General features: G+C 65.3%; 14 protein-coding genes and 1 pseudogene. 11 read left to right on the top strand and 4 right to left on the bottom strand.

The window, feature by feature from the left end; translation table 11 throughout:
* Positions 1 to 12: 12 nt before the first annotated feature.
* From ACE04A_RS19965 to ACE04A_RS19940, 6 genes and pseudogenes are all read left to right on the top strand, one after another.
* A pseudogene (locus ACE04A_RS19965) lies at positions 13 to 1,354 on the top strand (NAD(P)/FAD-dependent oxidoreductase); the annotation flags it as partial.
* A complete protein-coding gene (locus tag ACE04A_RS19960) occupies positions 1,288 to 4,035 on the top strand; it encodes a nitrate reductase (protein ID WP_485820591.1) in 2,748 nt (915 codons plus the stop codon). The pseudogene ACE04A_RS19965 and the gene ACE04A_RS19960, both read left to right, overlap by 67 nt.
* A 62-nt stretch (positions 4,036 to 4,097) precedes the next feature.
* A complete protein-coding gene (locus ACE04A_RS19955) occupies positions 4,098 to 4,823 on the top strand; it encodes a hypothetical protein (protein ID WP_172616197.1) in 726 nt (241 codons plus the stop codon).
* Positions 4,824 to 4,907: 84 nt separating this feature from the next.
* A complete protein-coding gene (locus ACE04A_RS19950) occupies positions 4,908 to 5,225 on the top strand; it encodes an ElaB/YgaM/YqjD family protein (protein ID WP_259249542.1) in 318 nt (105 codons plus the stop codon).
* Positions 5,226 to 5,276: 51 nt separating this feature from the next.
* On the top strand, positions 5,277 to 5,690 hold the full coding sequence (locus ACE04A_RS19945; protein WP_259249541.1) for a phage holin family protein: 414 nt from the start codon (positions 5,277 to 5,279) through the stop codon (positions 5,688 to 5,690).
* 2 nt (positions 5,691 to 5,692) lie between these two features.
* Positions 5,693 to 6,043 (top strand): hypothetical protein, encoded by a 351-nt coding sequence (locus ACE04A_RS19940; protein ID WP_100854828.1) that lies wholly within the window; start codon positions 5,693 to 5,695, stop codon positions 6,041 to 6,043.
* Between the two features lie 83 nt (positions 6,044 to 6,126).
* Here the strand turns inward: ACE04A_RS19940 and ubiD are convergent, their stop codons facing one another.
* Entirely contained in the window at positions 6,127 to 7,671 is a 1,545-nt protein-coding gene (gene ubiD / locus ACE04A_RS19935) for a 4-hydroxy-3-polyprenylbenzoate decarboxylase (RefSeq protein ID WP_259249537.1), read from the bottom strand.
* An 83-nt stretch (positions 7,672 to 7,754) separates the two neighbouring features.
* Between ubiD and ACE04A_RS19930 the strand changes: the two genes are divergently transcribed.
* Complete coding sequence (locus ACE04A_RS19930) at positions 7,755 to 8,573, top strand: lytic transglycosylase domain-containing protein (protein ID WP_259249535.1); 819 nt, start codon at positions 7,755 to 7,757, stop codon at positions 8,571 to 8,573.
* Between the two features lie 58 nt (positions 8,574 to 8,631).
* Here ACE04A_RS19930 and ACE04A_RS19925 read toward each other — a convergent pair whose 3' ends face one another.
* Entirely contained in the window at positions 8,632 to 9,792 is a 1,161-nt protein-coding gene (locus ACE04A_RS19925; RefSeq protein WP_259249534.1) for a pyridoxal phosphate-dependent aminotransferase, read from the bottom strand.
* A 44-nt stretch (positions 9,793 to 9,836) separates the two neighbouring features.
* Between ACE04A_RS19925 and ACE04A_RS19920 the strand changes: the two genes are divergently transcribed.
* The 4 genes from ACE04A_RS19920 (at position 9,837) to ACE04A_RS19905 (ending at position 14,923) form a co-directional block, all read left to right on the top strand.
* The gene (locus ACE04A_RS19920; protein WP_485820436.1) at positions 9,837 to 10,826 is read left to right on the top strand and encodes an FAD-binding protein; all 990 of its coding nucleotides are present in this window, start codon (positions 9,837 to 9,839) and stop codon (positions 10,824 to 10,826) included.
* A gap of 134 nt (positions 10,827 to 10,960) precedes the next feature.
* Positions 10,961 to 13,249 (top strand): NADP-dependent malic enzyme, encoded by a 2,289-nt coding sequence (locus ACE04A_RS19915; protein ID WP_259249531.1) that lies wholly within the window; start codon positions 10,961 to 10,963, stop codon positions 13,247 to 13,249.
* Complete coding sequence (locus ACE04A_RS19910) at positions 13,230 to 14,459, top strand: patatin-like phospholipase family protein (RefSeq protein WP_485820435.1); 1,230 nt, start codon at positions 13,230 to 13,232, stop codon at positions 14,457 to 14,459. Before ACE04A_RS19915 ends, ACE04A_RS19910 begins: the two co-directional genes overlap by 20 nt.
* The gene (locus ACE04A_RS19905) at positions 14,456 to 14,923 is read left to right on the top strand and encodes a barstar family protein (protein ID WP_259249523.1); all 468 of its coding nucleotides are present in this window, start codon (positions 14,456 to 14,458) and stop codon (positions 14,921 to 14,923) included. The genes ACE04A_RS19910 and ACE04A_RS19905 overlap by 4 nt, the downstream gene beginning before the upstream one ends.
* A 130-nt stretch (positions 14,924 to 15,053) precedes the next feature.
* Here the strand turns inward: ACE04A_RS19905 and ACE04A_RS19900 are convergent, their stop codons facing one another.
* Both ACE04A_RS19900 and ACE04A_RS19895 read right to left on the bottom strand, forming a co-directional pair.
* Positions 15,054 to 15,785, bottom strand: coding sequence for a 16S rRNA (uracil(1498)-N(3))-methyltransferase (locus tag ACE04A_RS19900; protein WP_279995266.1), 732 nt, complete (start codon positions 15,783 to 15,785; stop codon positions 15,054 to 15,056).
* A gap of 31 nt (positions 15,786 to 15,816) precedes the next feature.
* A complete protein-coding gene (locus tag ACE04A_RS19895) occupies positions 15,817 to 16,278 on the bottom strand; it encodes a hypothetical protein (RefSeq protein ID WP_448717704.1) in 462 nt (153 codons plus the stop codon).
* Between the last annotated feature and the right edge of the window lie 60 nt (positions 16,279 to 16,338).

The raw sequence follows: 16,338 nt of genomic DNA, 5'->3' as shown, positions 1-16,338 counted from the left end.
ACAGGAGAGCACATGGGCGCGACGACACGCAACACGGGCGCCAAGCCCAAGCTGGTGGTGGTGGGCAACGGCATGGCCGGTATCCGCACGGTGGAAGAACTGCTGGCGCAGGCGCCCGAGCTCTACGACATCACGGTGATCGGCGCCGAGCCCTACACCAACTACAACCGCATCCTGCTGTCTCCGGTGCTGACCGGGGAACAGACCTTGCAGGACATCGTGCTGAACGATGAAGCCTGGTATGCGCGGCACGGCATCCGGCTGCTGTGCAACCGCAAGGTCACGCGGGTCGACCGGGCGCGCCGCCGCGTGCATTGCGACGATGGCACCGAAGCCGCGTATGACCGGCTGCTGCTGGCCACGGGGTCGAACCCGACCATCCTGCCGGTGCCGGGCCACGACCTGGACGGCGTGGTCGCCTTCCGGGATATCGACGACGTGAACCGGATGATCGAGGCGTCGTCGCGCTACCGCAACGCGGTGGTGATCGGCGGCGGCCTGTTGGGGCTGGAAGCGGCCAATGGCCTGGCCGCCCGAGGCATGAACGTATCGGTCGTGCATTTGGGCGCCGCGTTGCTGGACCGCCAATTGGATCTTGAAGCGGCCGCGCTGTTGCGGCGCAGCCTGGAAGCGCGCGGCCTGACTTTTCTGCTGCAACGCCAGACGCAAGAGATCGTTGCGGGCGAGGACGGGCGCGTGCGCGCGCTGCGGTTTACGGATGGCGCAGAGGTGCCGGCGGACCTGGTGGTGATGGCGGTGGGCGTGCGGCCGAATACGGCGCTGGCGGAAAGCTGCGGCTTGCGGGTGGATCGCGGCATCGTGGTGACCGACACCCTGCAGACCTATGACCCGCGCATCTACGCGGTGGGTGAATGCGTCAGCCACCGTGGCACGGCGTATGGCCTGGTCGCGCCCTTGTTCGAGCAAGCGAAGGTGGCGGCCAATCATCTGGCCATGCATGGCATCGGCCGATACGAAGGCAGCATCACGTCCACGAAATTGAAGGTGACGGGCATCGACCTGTTCTCCGCCGGGGACTTCACGGGCGGCGCGCAGACCGAGACGATTGTGTTGGCCGACGCGTTGGACGGCGTCTACAAGAAGCTGGTGATCCGCGACGACAAGCTGGTGGGCGCGTGCCTGTATGGCGACACGGCCGACAGCAGTTGGTATCTGCGGCTGATCCGAGACGGGCAGGGCATCGGCGCGCTGCGCGACCAACTGATGGCGGGCGAGTTCGCTGGCGATGGGCTTGATCACGCGGTGACGGGCGGATAAACCATGGACATGCCGTTGCGTAGGATCGCGCCGCTGGCGAATGATGGCGGCGCGAACGAAGGCGAGCGCGAGCTGCGTTCGGTCTGCTGCTATTGCGGCACGGGATGCGGCGTGCGCGTGCAGGTGCGCGACGGCGCGGTGCTGCGGGTGCGTGGCGATGAAGATCATCCCGCCAACCACGGCAAGCTGTGCAGCAAGGGCCTGGCCCTGGCCGACACGGTGCGGCGAGACGGCGCGCGCGTGCTATCGGCGCAATGGCGCGAGTCACGCGGCGCGGCGCACCAGAACATTGCCCTGGATCAGGCACTGGACATTGCGGCGCAAAAACTCGCCGACACGATACTGGCGCACGGGCCGGACGCCGTGGGGTTTTACTTGTCGGGCCAGTTGCTGACCGAAGACTACGCCGTCTTCAACAAGCTGGCGCGCGCGCTGGCCGGCACCAACAATATCGACACCAATTCCAGGCTGTGCATGTCCAGCGCGGTGTCGGGCTACAAGCGCACGCTGGGCGCGGATGCGCCACCCGCCTGTTACGACGACCTGGACCTGGCCGACACCGTGCTGATCGCCGGTTCCAACATGGCGTACGCCCACCCCGTGCTGTTTCGCCGCCTGGAAGCGGCCCGCGCGCGCCGGCCCGGCATGAAGGTGATCGTGGTGGACCCCCGCCGCACGGATACCGCCGCGTTCGCCGACTTGCACCTGCCCATCGCGCCGGGCACGGACGTGGCGCTCTTTCATGCCATGTTGCACGTCATGGCGCGCGAAGGGCGGATCGACCGGGCTTACATCGATCGTCACACCGACGGCTTTGACGCGCTGATGAATACGGTGGATGCGTACTCCCCGGCCGTGGCGCAGGAAATCTGCGGCGTGCCGGCCGCCAACATCATCCAGGCCGCCCGCTGGTTCGGAAGCGGCGGCGCGGCGCTGTCGCTCTACACAATGGGCCTGAACCAATCCACTCAGGGCACCGACAAGAACGCCGCGCTGATCCATCTGCATCTGGCCACCGGGCAGATCGGCAAGCCGGGCGCGGGGCCGTTCTCGCTGACCGGCCAGCCCAACGCCATGGGCGGGCGCGAAGCGGGCGGCATGGCGACCTTGCTGCCGGGCCATCGCGACCCGGCCGTCGCCCAAGACCGCGCCGAGGTCGCGGCGCTGTGGGGAGTGGACCGCCTGCCCGACACGCCGGGTGCCACCGCGCTGGAGCTTTTCGATGCCGTGCTGGAGGGGCGGGTGAAGGTGCTGTGGATTGCAGCGACGAACCCCGCGCAGTCGCTGCCCGACCAGGCCCGCGTGCGCGCGGCCCTGGAGCAAGCCGAGTTTGTCATCGTGCAAGAGGCCTTTACCGGCACCGAGACGCTGGCCTACGCCGACCTGGTGCTGCCCGCCGCCACCTGGCCCGAGAAATCGGGCACGGTCACCAATTCCGAACGCCGCATCAGCCGCGTGCATGCCGCCGTGGCGCCGCCCGGTGATGCCCAGCCGGATTGGCGGCTGGCGCAGGCGGTGGCGCTGCGCCTGGCGGCCCGCATCGCGCCGGACAAGGCAGCCGGGTTTGCGTACCGCGACGAAAGCGAGGTGTTCGCGGAACACGTCAGCATGACGGCGGGGCGCGACCTGGATTACAGCGCGCTGGATTACGGCATTCTGGATCGGGATGGACCGCAGCAGTGGCCCTACCGGGCGGGGCAGGGCACGGCGCGGCTGTACGCGGATGGCGGGTTTCCCACTGCCAACGGCCGCGCGCGATTTTGCGATGTGCGCTATCAGCCACCCGCCGATGCGTTGACGCCCGACTTCCCCATGTCGCTGACGACCGGCCGCTTGCGCGACCACTGGCACACGATGGCGCGTACGTCGTTAGCGCGCGTGTTGACACAGCATGTTGAAGAGCCGTGGCTGTCCCTGCATCCGGAAACCTTGCAGCGGCTGGGTCTGGCGTCGGGCGCCCTGGCGCGGCTGCGTTCGCGGCGGGGCAGTGTGGTGCTACCCGTGCAGGCGGACGAGGGGCTGCAACGCGGGCATGCCTTCCTGCCCATGCATTGGGGCAGCGCCTACATGGCCGGCCTGGGCGTGAACGCGCTGGCCAGTCCGGCCACGGATCCCTTTTCGCGGCAGCCCGAATTGAAGTTCAGCGCCGTTGCCGTTGAACCCGCCGCGCTGCCCTGGCAGGCGGCAGGCTGGCTGCAAGGCGACTCGGTGGCCTTGCGCGCGCGCCTGGCGCCCTGGCTGCGCCGCTTTGATTACGCGGTGGTGTTGCCATCCAGCGCGGGCGGCGTGCGGATACGCGTGGCTGCGGCCCAGGCGCCGGACAACGGCGTGCTTGCTGAACTGGCGCAATCGTTGGCGCTTAGTCAGGCCGATGTGGTGTTCGATGACCTCGCGCAAGGCAAGCTGCGCCGGGTGGCGGTGGCGCAGGGCGCTGTGCGCGCCTTCCTGCTGGCGGGGGACCTGCGGGCGCAAGACGCCTTGCTGTCCTGGGCCGCCGGCGGCCAGGCTCCCGCCAGCGTGTCCGCCTTGCTGGCAGGACGCATCAGCGGGCCGGCGCGTTCGCTCACGGTGTGCGCATGCATCGGCGTGAGCGAGGCCGCGATCCTTGCGGGCATCGCGCGCGGATGCGATCTGGATGGGCTGAAATCCACCTTGGGGTGCGGCACCGGCTGCGGATCTTGCGTACCGGAAGTGCGCGCGTTGATCGCCCGCGCCCCGACACGAGTGGACATATGTCAGGCACGGCAACCGGTGTAGTATCAAGCCAGCCGCCGCCAGCCGTGGGCGGCCTGTCCTGAATACTGGAGTGGCTAGTGACGATGCAAAAAATCGCATCCTTGATGTTGTGCGTGGGCGCGTTGGGCGCGGCCGCGTCGGTGCAGGCGGGCGTGTGCGACGCCCAGTTCATGCATGACGGCGGTGCGGTGCAGTTGACCGGCTCGGGCAACCTGGCCCTGGGCGCGGACCTGAGCTTCACCGAAGTTACAAAAAGCAATGGCGACAACTGCCGGGCGCGCGTGCAAGGCGTGGCCACCTTCGGCTACGCCGGCCTGCCACCGGGCAAGTCCAAGCTTGATTACCTGATGACGGTGAAGGGCGGCCAAGCCACCTTCGTGCGCTATGCCACCGCCGGCGAAGCGCCGAAGCCGTCCGAAGGCCAGTTCGACCTGCGCATGCTGGGCCTGTTCGCTTACGACGGCAATCTGAACGCCGGCCAGAAGCTGCCGGGTTCGTCGTTTCGTTTGAAGATCGGCAAGGAAGCGCCGGTGGGTGGCCAGCCCAGCACCACGGTTCGCATCGGCGAAAAAAGCGTGGGCCAAAAGACATCGTTGAGCACGGCCTTGGGCAACCAGTCGTGCCACCCCGTCAAGTACACGCGCAACTCTGACCCCACCATGGCCACGTTCCAAGGCCTGACCATTCCCATCCCCGGCATGAACACGACAGTCACCGATTGGTATTGCCCGGCGGTGAATCTGGTGATGAAGCAAGACATCGATCAAGGCGGCGTTAAATCGGCCGTTGAAATTACGCAGATCAAGTAGCACACGGTATCAAGCACGCCTTGCCGCGGGCAAGGCGGCTGGTATGATGTTTTCGTCATAGACACACAACAGGAGCTCAATAAAATGGCCACGAGAAAATCCGAAGAAGTCGCAAAAGAAAAACTCATCGACAGTGTCAAGACCAGCCTTAACGACGCCGAAAACCTGCTGCGCGAAGCAGCCGGCACCACCGGCGACAAGGCCAACGAACTGCGTGAACGCGCCATGACCTCGCTCAAGCGCACGCGCGAAGCCCTCTACGAAGCACAAGACGCCGTGTTGGAGCGTGGCCGCAAAGCCGCACGTGCCACCGACGACTACGTGCACGACAATCCCTGGCAAGCCATCGGTATCGCAGGCGTGACCGGCCTGCTGCTCGGCTTGCTGATCAGCCGCCGCTAAGGGCTTGAGCGTCGAAGGCGGGCACTGCCCGCCTTTGACGTTCCAGACGCCATGGGTCTACGAAAATCTGTTTTCGGCGTTGCGTCCAGCCTGGTCGGGCTGTTGCGAACGCGCTTGGAGCTTCTGGCACTGGAAGCCGCCGATGAAAAGGCGCGCCTGCTCAAACTGCTGGGCATGGCATTTGCGGCGTTGCTCTTCTTGACGCTTGCGGTGCTGGTGTTCACGGTGACGGTGGCGGTGCTGTTCTGGCCCACCGAAGACCGCTACATGGCCTTGGGCCTGTTGGCGGCGTTCTACGGCATTGTCGGCATTGCGTTGCTGCTGGTTGTGCGCCATGGGCTGGTTTATGGCGCGCCGCCTTTCGCGGCCACCCTGGATGAGCTGAGCCGCGATGCGGAACTGCTCGAACGGGTGCGTGATGCGCAAGACGACGATCCCCCGGCGCGTCGGCGCGAGGAGGACTGAACATGTCGAAAAGGTCTCCCGTCGTGGATCGCGCCGTGCGTATCGAGCTGCTGCGCGCCCGCGCCGCGATCGAACGCGAATCCTTGGTGCATGACATCGTGACGACCGGCCACAAGCTGGAGCCCGCCTCGATCATCCGGGGGCTCTTGCCCCGGCTGGCCTCGGGCGGAGCATCGCGCTGGGCCATGCAGGCCATTACCTTGGCACGGCGCTATCCGCTGGTCAGTTCGTCCGTGTCGACGCTGCTGATGCGGGGCGGCAAACGTTCCAAGCTGCTGAAGATTGCGGGTGGTGCGCTTGTCGGCTGGCAGTTGTTCAAGCTATGGCGCAGTTCCCGCGAGGACGATCAGTAGGGTTCTGCGTTGCACCAAGCAAAAACCCCGCGTTGGGTACAACGGCGGGGTTTTTTTACGGGTGTGGATATGGTCGGCAGCGGCTACAGGCCCAACTGGCCCCAGATATCGTCCACGCGCTTTTTGACGTCGGCGTCCATGGTGATGGGTGTGCCCCATTCGCGCTGGGTTTCGCCAGGCCATTTGTTGGTGGCGTCCAGCCCCATCTTGCCGCCCAGCCCGGACACGGGCGAGGCGAAGTCCAGGTAGTCGATAGGCGTGTTTTCCACCAGCAGCGTGTCGCGCACGGGGTCCATGCGGGTCGTCATGGCCCACACCACTTCTTTCCAGTCGCGCGGGTTGATGTCTTCGTCCACCACCACGATGAACTTGGTGTACATGAACTGGCGCAGAATGCTCCACAGCCCGAACATGACGCGCTTGGCGTGGCCCGCGTATTGCTTGCGGATCGACACCACGGCCAGCCGGTAGCTGCAGCCTTCCGGGGGAAGATAGAAGTCGACGATTTCCGGCAATTGGCGGCGCAAGAGCGGCACGAAGACTTCGTTCAGCGCAACGCCCAGCACGGCGGGCTCGTCGGGCGGTTTGCCGGTGTAGGTCGAGTGATAGATGGGGTTGCGCCGCATCGTGATCCGTTCGACCGTGAAGACGGGAAACCAGTCCTGCTCGTTGTAGTAACCGGTGTGGTCGCCGTAGGGGCCTTCCAGCGCCATTTCATAGTCGCTGTTGGGCGGCGGGTTGACGCCTTCGGGCACCACGGGCTTGACGGCGCGCGGGTCGGAGGACGGCAGCAAATGCCCTTCCAGCACGATCTCGGCCCAGGCCGGCACCGACAGGTTGCTGCCGAGTGCCTGCGCGACTTCGGTGCGCGAACCGCGCAGCAGGCCGGCAAACTGGTATTCGGACAGGCTGTCGGGCACGGGGGTGACGGCGCCCAACGTGGTGGCCGGGTCGGCGCCCAGCGCCACGGCAATGGGGAAGGGCGTGCCAGGGTTGGCCAGGGCGTGGTCGCGAAAATCCAGCGCGCCGCCGCGATGCGACAGCCAGCGCATGATCAGTTTGTTCGGCCCCAGCAGCTGCTGGCGGTAGATGCCCAGGTTTTGTCGCTTGGCATTCGGGCCGCGAGTGATCACCAGGCCCCAGGTCAGCAAAGGCGCCACGTCGCCGGGCCAGCAGGTCTGGATCGGCAGGCGGGTCAGGTCCACATCCTTGCCTTCCCAGACCACTTCCTGGCAAGCCGGGCTCTTCACGTTCTTGGGGCTCATGTCCCACAGCGCGGCCTTCAGCATCGACACCTTGGCCAGCGCATCGCGCAGCCCCTTGGGTGCTTCGGGTTCGCGCAGCGACGCCAGCAGTTCGCCGATATCGCGCAGGGCGCTGACGCTGTCGGCGCCCATGCCGCGCGCCACGCGGGACGGGGTGCCGAACAGGTTGGTCAGCACCGGCATCTGCGCCGGTTGGCCGTCGTGCAGGGCCTTTTCAAACAGCAGGGCGGGGCCTTCGGCGCGCAGCACGCGGTCGGAAATTTCGGTCATTTCCAGGCGCGTGGACACGGGCGCGGCAATGCGTTTGAGATCGCCCATGCGTTCGAGTTGGGCGAGGAAGTCTCTAAGGTCGCGGTATTTCACTACAGATCCCAGCGATTTGGTTACATTTGAGGTCGAAAGAGAGGTTAACATTGACTCCCTCTTTTTCCACGCAGGAGGTTTTCATGCCCGATGCGTCAGTGGCCAGCCTGTTCAGGAATATGGCCCAAGGAGTGCACCAGTATCTTGCCGAATGCTTGCGAATTTGCTCAGTCTATCTGGGCATCGCAGTGATTGTGACGGTAAGCATGGGATTTGCCCTGCCCGGTTTGCGCGACCAGGCATTGCAAGTGCACAAAGCCTTGTTGACCGCCCTAGCGCCTTCATCCATGCAATCCGGCACCGATTCCGATGCCGGTTCCGAATTGGGTTCCGACACTGCGTCGGCAATTGCCATGGCCGTACCAACCGCTCCCGCCAGCAATGCCACCGGCATGCTGGGGCCGGCCCGCGTCGCACCGCCGGCGCCGAAAAAGCCTGCCTTGTCGGCAACGGGCCCCCAGGCGGAGGCCTTGCGCAACTATATATCGCGCAAATACAAGGTGGCCTATGACGCCACCGGTCCGCTGTTGAACACCGTGTACAAGGTCAGCCGCGAAAAGCAGCTTGACCCGCTGCTGGTGCTGGCCGTCATCGCCATCGAGTCCCGCTACAACCCCTTGGCCGAAAGCCACGTGGGCGCGCAAGGCCTGATGCAGGTCATGACCAGCGTGCACCAGGAGAAGTTCGACGCCGTGGGCAAGAACCCGTTGGACCCCGCCGCCAACATCGGCGTGGGCGCCACGATCTTGCGCGATTGCATCAGCCGTCGCGGGTCGGTCGACGCCGGTTTGGCCTGTTACGTGGGCGCCACCGGGCCGAACGACAACGGCTACGGCGCCAAAGTGCAGGCGGAACGCCGACGCCTGGCCCTGGCCTCGGGCATTGCGCTGGCGCGCGACTGACGCCGCCGGCCGGTTGAACACCCAAGCGGGCTTCTTTCCGAAGCGCGCTTTTTTTTGTTCAGCGTTGCAGCAGTTTGCCGATGCGGGCCACGGCTTCTTCCAGCCGGTCCAGCCCGGTGGCGTAGGAAAAACGCATGGTGTGGCTGCCATGGGTGGGTCCGAAGTCCAGGCCCGGCACGGCGGCAACGCCCGCTTCCAGCAGCAGGCGCTGCGAGAACGCGGCGCTGTCCATGCCCAGGTTGCTGATGTCGGCGTAGATATAGAACGCGCCGTCCGGCTTGACCGGTACATGGATGCCCAGGCGGTCGAATTCCGGCAAGAGGTAGTCGCGGCGCTGCTTGAACGCTTCGCGGCGGTGCTCAAAGGTTTTCATCGCCTGCTCGGTGAAGCAGGCCAGCGCGGCGTGCTGGGCCAGGGTGGGCGCGCAGATCGCCAGGCTGGCGGCAATCTTTTCAACGGGAGCCACCATGTCTTCGGGCACGATCATCCAGCCCAGCCGCCAGCCCGTCATATGGAAGTACTTCGAAAAGCTGTTGATGACGATGATGTCATCGTCCAGGGTCAACGCCGATTTCGGCTGGCCTTCATAAGACAGACCCAGGTAGATTTCGTCGACGATGGCAAAACCGTCGCGCGCGCGAACCTGCGCCAACAGTTCCGCCAGTTCGGCAGGGGCGATGGAGGTGCCCGTGGGATTGCTGGGGGAGGCCACCAGCACGCCCTGGGTGGCGGGCGTCCAGTGCTGGGCCACGTCCGCCGCCGAAAGCTGGAACCGTTTTTCGGCCGAACTCGGAATCAAGCGCGGCACGCCGCCTGCTGCCAGCACGAAGTTGCTGTTGGCGGGGTAGGACGGGTCAGGCATCAGCACTTCGCCGCCGTGGTTGACCAGCGCCGCGCAGGCCAGCGTGAGCGCGCCCGATGCGCCCGCCGTGACAATCACGCGCGCCGGATTGATCTTGGCGCCGAACTTGTCGTGGTAGAACTGCGCAATGGCCTCGCGCAGCGGCATCAGGCCGGCGGGCGGGCCGTAGCCGCTCAGGCCGGCGCGCGCGGCGCGCTCCAGCGCTTCCACCACCTGGGGCGGCGCGGTAAAGTCCGGTTCGCCGATGCCCAGGCTGATAATGTCCTTGCCCGCCGCCTGTAGCGCTTGCGCCTGCTTGAAAAGTTCCACTACCTGGAAGGTCAGAAAGTCATGAGTGCGAGCAGCAAGGCGGGGCATTGGATTCTCGAAAAGCGTCTTTGAAGCAAAAAGGAATTGTAGTCATGCAGCCATCCCGGCGCGCTTTCCTGCTAGGTAGGCGTCCCGCGCAAACGCCGTGGGCCGCATTTATGCAGCGCTTGAAGCTGCTGTGCCAGGGGCAAGTCAATGATTTGGGCGAGAACGGTCCGGGCGGTGCGCAGGCCATCCTGACGCCCACGCGCGATGCCGACGTGGCCCATGCGCGCACGCTGTGCGCCGAGTACCGCGTGGTGATGGCGCTGGAGGGGGCGACGGGGCCTTATGCACCGTCCGCCAGCCCGCGTCTGCGGATCGATCCGTCGCGCCTGGCGGGCCTGGCCCGCTTGGGTGGTGACGCGGCCAGTGACCCGGCCGGCAACCCCGCCCGTTGGCGCGCACAGCCCGGCGTGCCCATGGCGGCGCTGGTCCAGGCCGGCTTGCGGCAGTTCGTGGGTTTTCCGGATGCCATGACCCTGGCCGAATGGCTGGCCGCGCCGGCGCCCTGGCCCGCCGGCCGCTGTGCCGCCTCGGGCGTGCTGACGGTGGATGTCATGTTGGCCGACGGCGTCGAGGAAACCCTGGGACCTTTTGGCGAGGCCGATGTCCAGCCGCTGCGCTCAGCCACCGTGCAAAGCCTGGTGCCCTCGCTGTTCCAGTTGGCTTCGGGCGGCGACGCCTTTGCCACGCGGGACGGCGATCACTGGCTGGGGCGTTACCGGTTGGACGCGCTTAAACCCGTGGCGCCGGCCACCGTCAATCTGGCCCATCTGCTGTTGGGCCACGGCGGGACCCTGGCGTGGGTGCAAAGCGTGACGTTGACCGATGCGCCGGCAGCCATGGAGCCGGGTTTCGTGCCGGTTGTGGGCTCGGGCCGGGATTCGGGTCTGGATGCGGGCCGGGAGCCTGAAGCGCCTTCCTTACCCCCATCCGAACCACACACGCCCGGGCTCGCCACGTTCCGGCTCGACGCGCGGGTCAAGACGCTGTTCGACCCGCATGGTCGTTTTCCCTTATTTCTGCCTAACGAAACCTGACAGCTATTCAGCTTAATGTAAGATTCGGCCGCTTGTCCTGCGCAAAGGGGAGAGGCCGCGCAGAGATACCGCGACAGCCGTCATGGGAATAGAATTCCTCCCTCTGTTTCACTTACCAGCCTGTAGCCGCCCATATGGATGACAACCTTCGCAAAGCCGCCCTTGAATATCACGAGGCCGGCCGTCCCGGCAAAATCTCGGTCACGCCGACCAAGCAACTGACGAATCAGCGCGACCTGGCGCTGGCCTATTCGCCGGGCGTGGCGGCAGCCTGTGAGGAAATCGTGGCCGACCCGGCCAATGTGTTTCGCTACACCGCGCGCGGCAACCTGGTGGGCGTGATCACCAACGGCACGGCGGTGCTGGGTCTGGGCAATATCGGCGCGCTGGCTTCCAAGCCGGTCATGGAAGGCAAGGCAGTGCTGTTCAAGAAGTTTGCCGGCCTGGATGTGTTCGATATCGAAATCAACGAGACCGACCCGGACAAGCTGGTCGAGATCATCGCGGGTCTTGAAGCCACCTTCGGCGGCATCAACCTGGAAGACATCAAGGCGCCGGAATGCTTCACCGTGGAACGCAAGCTGCGTGAACGGATGAAGATCCCGGTTTTCCACGACGACCAGCACGGCACCGCCATCACCGTGTCGGCCGCGTTCATCAACGGCCTGAAGGTCGTGGGCAAGGACATCAAGACGGTCAAGGTAGTGACGTCCGGCGCCGGTGCAGCCGCCCTGGCGTGCCTGGACCTGATGGTGGACCTGGGCCTGCCGCTGGAAAACATCTGGGTCACCGACATCGAAGGCGTGGTCTACGAAGGCCGTGTCGAGCTCATGGACCCGGACAAGGCGCGTTTTGCGCAAAAGACGGAAGCCCGCAAGCTGGCCGAGGTGATCCAGGACGCGGACGTGTTCCTGGGCCTGTCGGCGGGCGGCGTGCTCAAGCCGGAAATGGTTGCCACGATGGGACCGCGCCCGCTGATCCTGGCGCTGGCCAACCCCACGCCGGAAATCCTGCCGGAACTGGCGCATTCGGTACGTGACGATGTCGTCATGGCCACGGGGCGGTCCGACTACCCGAACCAGGTCAACAACGTTCTGTGCTTTCCGTACATCTTCCGTGGCGCGCTGGACGTGGGCGCCACCACCATCACGCGCGAAATGGAAATGGCGGCGGTGTATGCCATTGCCCAGTTGGCGCAGGAGGAGCAGAACGAAGTCGTGGCCGCCGCCTACGGCACGTTCGACATCTCGTTCGGCCCCGAGTACCTGATTCCCAAGCCGTTTGACCCGCGCCTGATCGTGCGTATTGCGCCGGCCGTGGCCAAGGCCGCCATGGACGGCGGCGTGGCCACGCGCCCGCTGGCCGATCTGGAAGCCTACGAAGCGCAGTTGCAGCAATTCGTGTATCACTCGGGCGCGTTCATGAAGCCGCTGTTCTCGGCCGCCAAGCGTATCGTGCGTGAAGGAGGCCCCGCCCGCATCGTGTTTGCGGAAGGCGAAGACGAGCGCGTGCTGCGCGCGGTGCAGGTGGTGGTTGACGAAGGCCTGGCTCGCCCCATCCTGGTGGGCCGCCCGTCGGTGCTGCTGACCCGCATCGAAAAGCTGGGCCTGCGCTTGCGTCTGGGTGAAGACGTTGAAGTCACCAACCCGGAATACGATGAACGTTTCCATCAGTACTGGACGACGTACTGGGAACGCATGTGCCGTCGCGGCATCACCAAGGAAATGGCGCGCGTGGAAATGCGCCGCCGCATGACCTTGATCGGCGCGATGATGGTGCACCTGGGTGATGCCGACGGCATGGTGTGCGGGTCGGTGGGGGCGTATCACGATCATCTGCGTTTCGTGGATGAAGTGATCGGCCGCCGCCCGGGCCACAACGTGTATGCCGCCATGAACATCCTGCTGCTCAACGAGCGCACGGTGGTGTTGGTGGACACGCACGTCAATGACGAACCCACGGCGGAACAGATCGCGGAATTCACCATTTCGGCGGCCAACGAAATGCGCCGGATGTATCTGGCGCCGAAGGTGGCGCTGCTGTCGCGTTCGAACTTCGGTTCCGGCAGCTCGGCGTCCGGCGCCAAGATGCGCCGCGCGTTGGAAATTGTGCGCGAGAAAGAACCCGAACTGGAAATCGACGGCGAAATGCACGGCGACTGCGCGCTGGATGAAGCGTTGCGCATGCGCATCCTGCCTTCGTCCACGCTGAAGGGCGAAGCCAATCTGCTGGTGTGCCCGAACGTGGACTCGGGCAACATTGCCTACAACCTGCTCAAGACGGCGGCCGGCGGCAACGTGGCGGTGGGCCCGTTCCTGCTGGGCTGTAATGCGCCGGTGCATATCCTGACCTCCAGCTCGACCGTGCGCCGCATCGTCAACATGACCGCGATGACTGTGGTCGATGTCAACACGCCACGTTGAAGTGAGTCCAGCGGGTCCGGCGTGCCCCCGCGCGCCGATCGGCCTGGTCCTGACGGGGGGGGGGGGGGGCGCCGCCTACCAGGTCGGTGTGCTCAGCGCCATCATGGAGCTGCTGGACCCGGACTGGCAGTCCCGCTTCCGTAACCCTTTTGACATCATCTGCGGCACATCGGCCGGCGCGATCAACGCCGCCGCACTGGCCTGCCGCGCCGACCGCCCGCACCTGGGCGTGCGCCGCATTCGCCGGCTGTGGTCGTCGCTGAATACCGACATGATCTACCGCGCCGACGCGCCCGGGCTGATACGCACGGGTGTGCGCTGGCTGGGCTTGCTGTCGCTGGGGTGGATGTATTCGGGGCTGACGCGCAAACGGCCGCAGTCGCTGTTGGACAACAGCCCCATGGAGGCGCTGCTGGGCCGGGTGCTGAACTTTGATCATTTGCGCGCCAACCTGGAAGGCGGCGCGCTGTCGGCACTGGCCATCACGGCGTCGGGCTACACCAGCGGCGAACACCTGACCTTCTACCAGGCGCACGCACCCATCGAACCCTGGCACCGCTATCTGCGGCTGGCCATCCCCACGCCCATCAGCATCGATCATCTGATGGCGTCTTCATCGATTCCGTTTGTGTTCCCCGCGCGGCAGGTGCAGGTGCATGGCAAGGGCGAATGGTGCGGCGACGGTTCCATGCGGCAGTTGGCGCCGATCAGCCCGGCCATTCATCTGGGCGCGCACCGCGTCATGGTGATAGGCACGGGCTTTCGTGACGATACCCATCCCGAGAACCGCGAAGATTCCCCGCCGTATCCGTCCTTGGCGCAGGTGGGCGGCCATGCGCTGTCCAGCATCTTCCTGGATGGTCTGTCGGTGGATGTGGAACGGCTTGAGCGCATCAATGCCCTGATGGAGCACACCACGCCGGATGGTGTCCAGGTCAATGTGCGCCGCATCCAGGTGCTGACCATCACCCCCAGCCAGTCGCTGGACACAATGGCGCTTGAGCACCTGCAAGACATGCCCGCACAAGCGCGTGCTCTTTTCCGCGTACTCGGTGTATCGTCCGATCCAGGCCGTCCTGGGGGCGGTGCGCTGATGTCGTATCTGCTGTTCGAATCCAGCTACACCAAGCGATTGATTGAACTGGGTTATGCCGATACGATGCAGCGTAACGAAGAAGTGATCGCCTTTTTCAAGGAGGCTCAGGCATGACGCGCAATGGCCAATCTACGTTGCAGAAGCAGCTTCTGCGCGGGGGAGCGCTGCCTCATGAGGGGCTGGACAAGAAGGCCGTCGTGGATGCCTCCCACGAGCTGGGCCTGTCCTTGTTCGTTGCCAACTGCGACCCCGCCCGCAGCCGTTCCGCGGTACTGCGCGCCATCGTCAAGGCGGTGGACTTTCCCGAATACTTCGGCGGCAACCTGGATGCCCTGTACGACTGCCTGTGCGATACGGTCCTGGATCACAAGACGGGCGTCGTGTTGTGGCTGTACCGGTTGCACTCCGGCGACCCGGTGCTGGAAGAAGACGCCGCTCGTATTGAAACCGTATGTTCTGATGCGGCGGATTTTGCCCGCGAGAACGGTCGTATTTTTGCGTTCGTCATTGAGCACGCGGGCAAGCACCCCGATCCGGAACCCGGCGTCGCGGCTGCGCCCTATGGCGAAAACGACTGAAGGCATACCCGCCTGAGCCTTTTACGGTTCGGCGGGGGTTGCTGCTTGGTTGCCGCTTGGTTGCTGCTTTGTCGCGGGTTTGTCACCACAGGGTTGGTCACCACTTGGTGGCTGCCCGGCGTTCTAACTGCTACCAGCCCATCAACGCGCTGACGGCCGCCAGCAAGGCCAGCCCGGCCGTTTCGGTGCGCAGCACGCGCGGGCCAAATCGCACGGCCTGTACGCCCGCCTGGCGGGCCAGATCCAGTTCCTTGTCCGACCATCCGCCTTCGGGCCCGACCAGCAAGGTCAGCGCCGGTAAGTCGGGCGTGGCGCGCAGCTTGCCGGCCAGATCGTCAGTGGCTTCCGGATGACACAAGAGACGCAGGCCGTCGGCCGGCTGGGCCAGCCAGTCAGCCAGCGTTTGCGGCGCATCCACCGTCATCAGGCGGTTACGGCCGCACTGTTCACTGGCGGATTGTGCAATGCGGTGCCAATGCGCCACGCGCTTGTCCAGCCGAGGTCCGGACAACTGCAACACGCTGCGTTGCGCGGCAATCGGGCTGACGCGGACTGCGCCCAGTTCCACCGCTTTTTCCACCACCCAATCCATCTTGTCGCCCGACGGCAAGCCCTGAACCAGGGTGATGCGCCCGGCAAGCTCGGCTTCGCGGGGGTTGAAGTCGCCGAGCGTGGCAAAGCCTGCCTTGCCATCGACCTCAAGCACGGCGTCGTACTCGCCACCCTGGCCATTGAACAGCACAACGGTTTCGCCGGCTTTCAGCCGCAGCACGCGCAACGCATGGTGTGCCAGGGCGTCGGGCAAGGCGACACGGGAGCCGGCAACAAGGGGAATGTCGCAGAAAAATCGGGGGGCGGACATGGGTGTTCGGGCGCGGGGGCGGGCGATCAGGTTATTTGAGCGCGTAGCCTACCACCTTGACCCCCCATTCCAGGAAGGTCGGGGCGCTGGACGCCAGGTTCAGGCCCAGCAGCGTCAGAAACCCCACCGTCATTTTCTTGTCCAGGCGCATGAACTGGGTACGCAGCGCCGCCAGGTCTTCGTGCGTGGCGAAACGTTTGAGTTCTTCGCGGGTGGGCAACTGCGCGATCTGATTGCGGATTTCGGCCAGTTCTTCGCGGCGCGCGAAAGGGGCAATCATGGCGGCCATTTCTTCGCGGCGAGCGAAGGGGGCGATCATGGCGGCCATTTCGTTGCGCCAGTCTTGCTGAAGCTTGGCGGCCAGGTCGGCTTCGCCCTTGATCTGGGCGCGCTCCAGCGCGCGCGCCAAGGCAACGGCACGTTCTTCGCCCACGGCATTTCGCAGGGCCATGAAGCCTTCGATGGGGATGGTCAGATTCAGCATGAGGCCCATGGTAGGGGACTCCATCAGAGAGGTACAGGGCACCATGCTGAATGTCGGACTACTTTCCCG

This window comes from Achromobacter colocynthidis (genome assembly GCF_057334535.1).
Note: the sequence above shows the minus strand (reverse complement) of the source record. Positions and strands in the feature narration are given on the sequence as shown.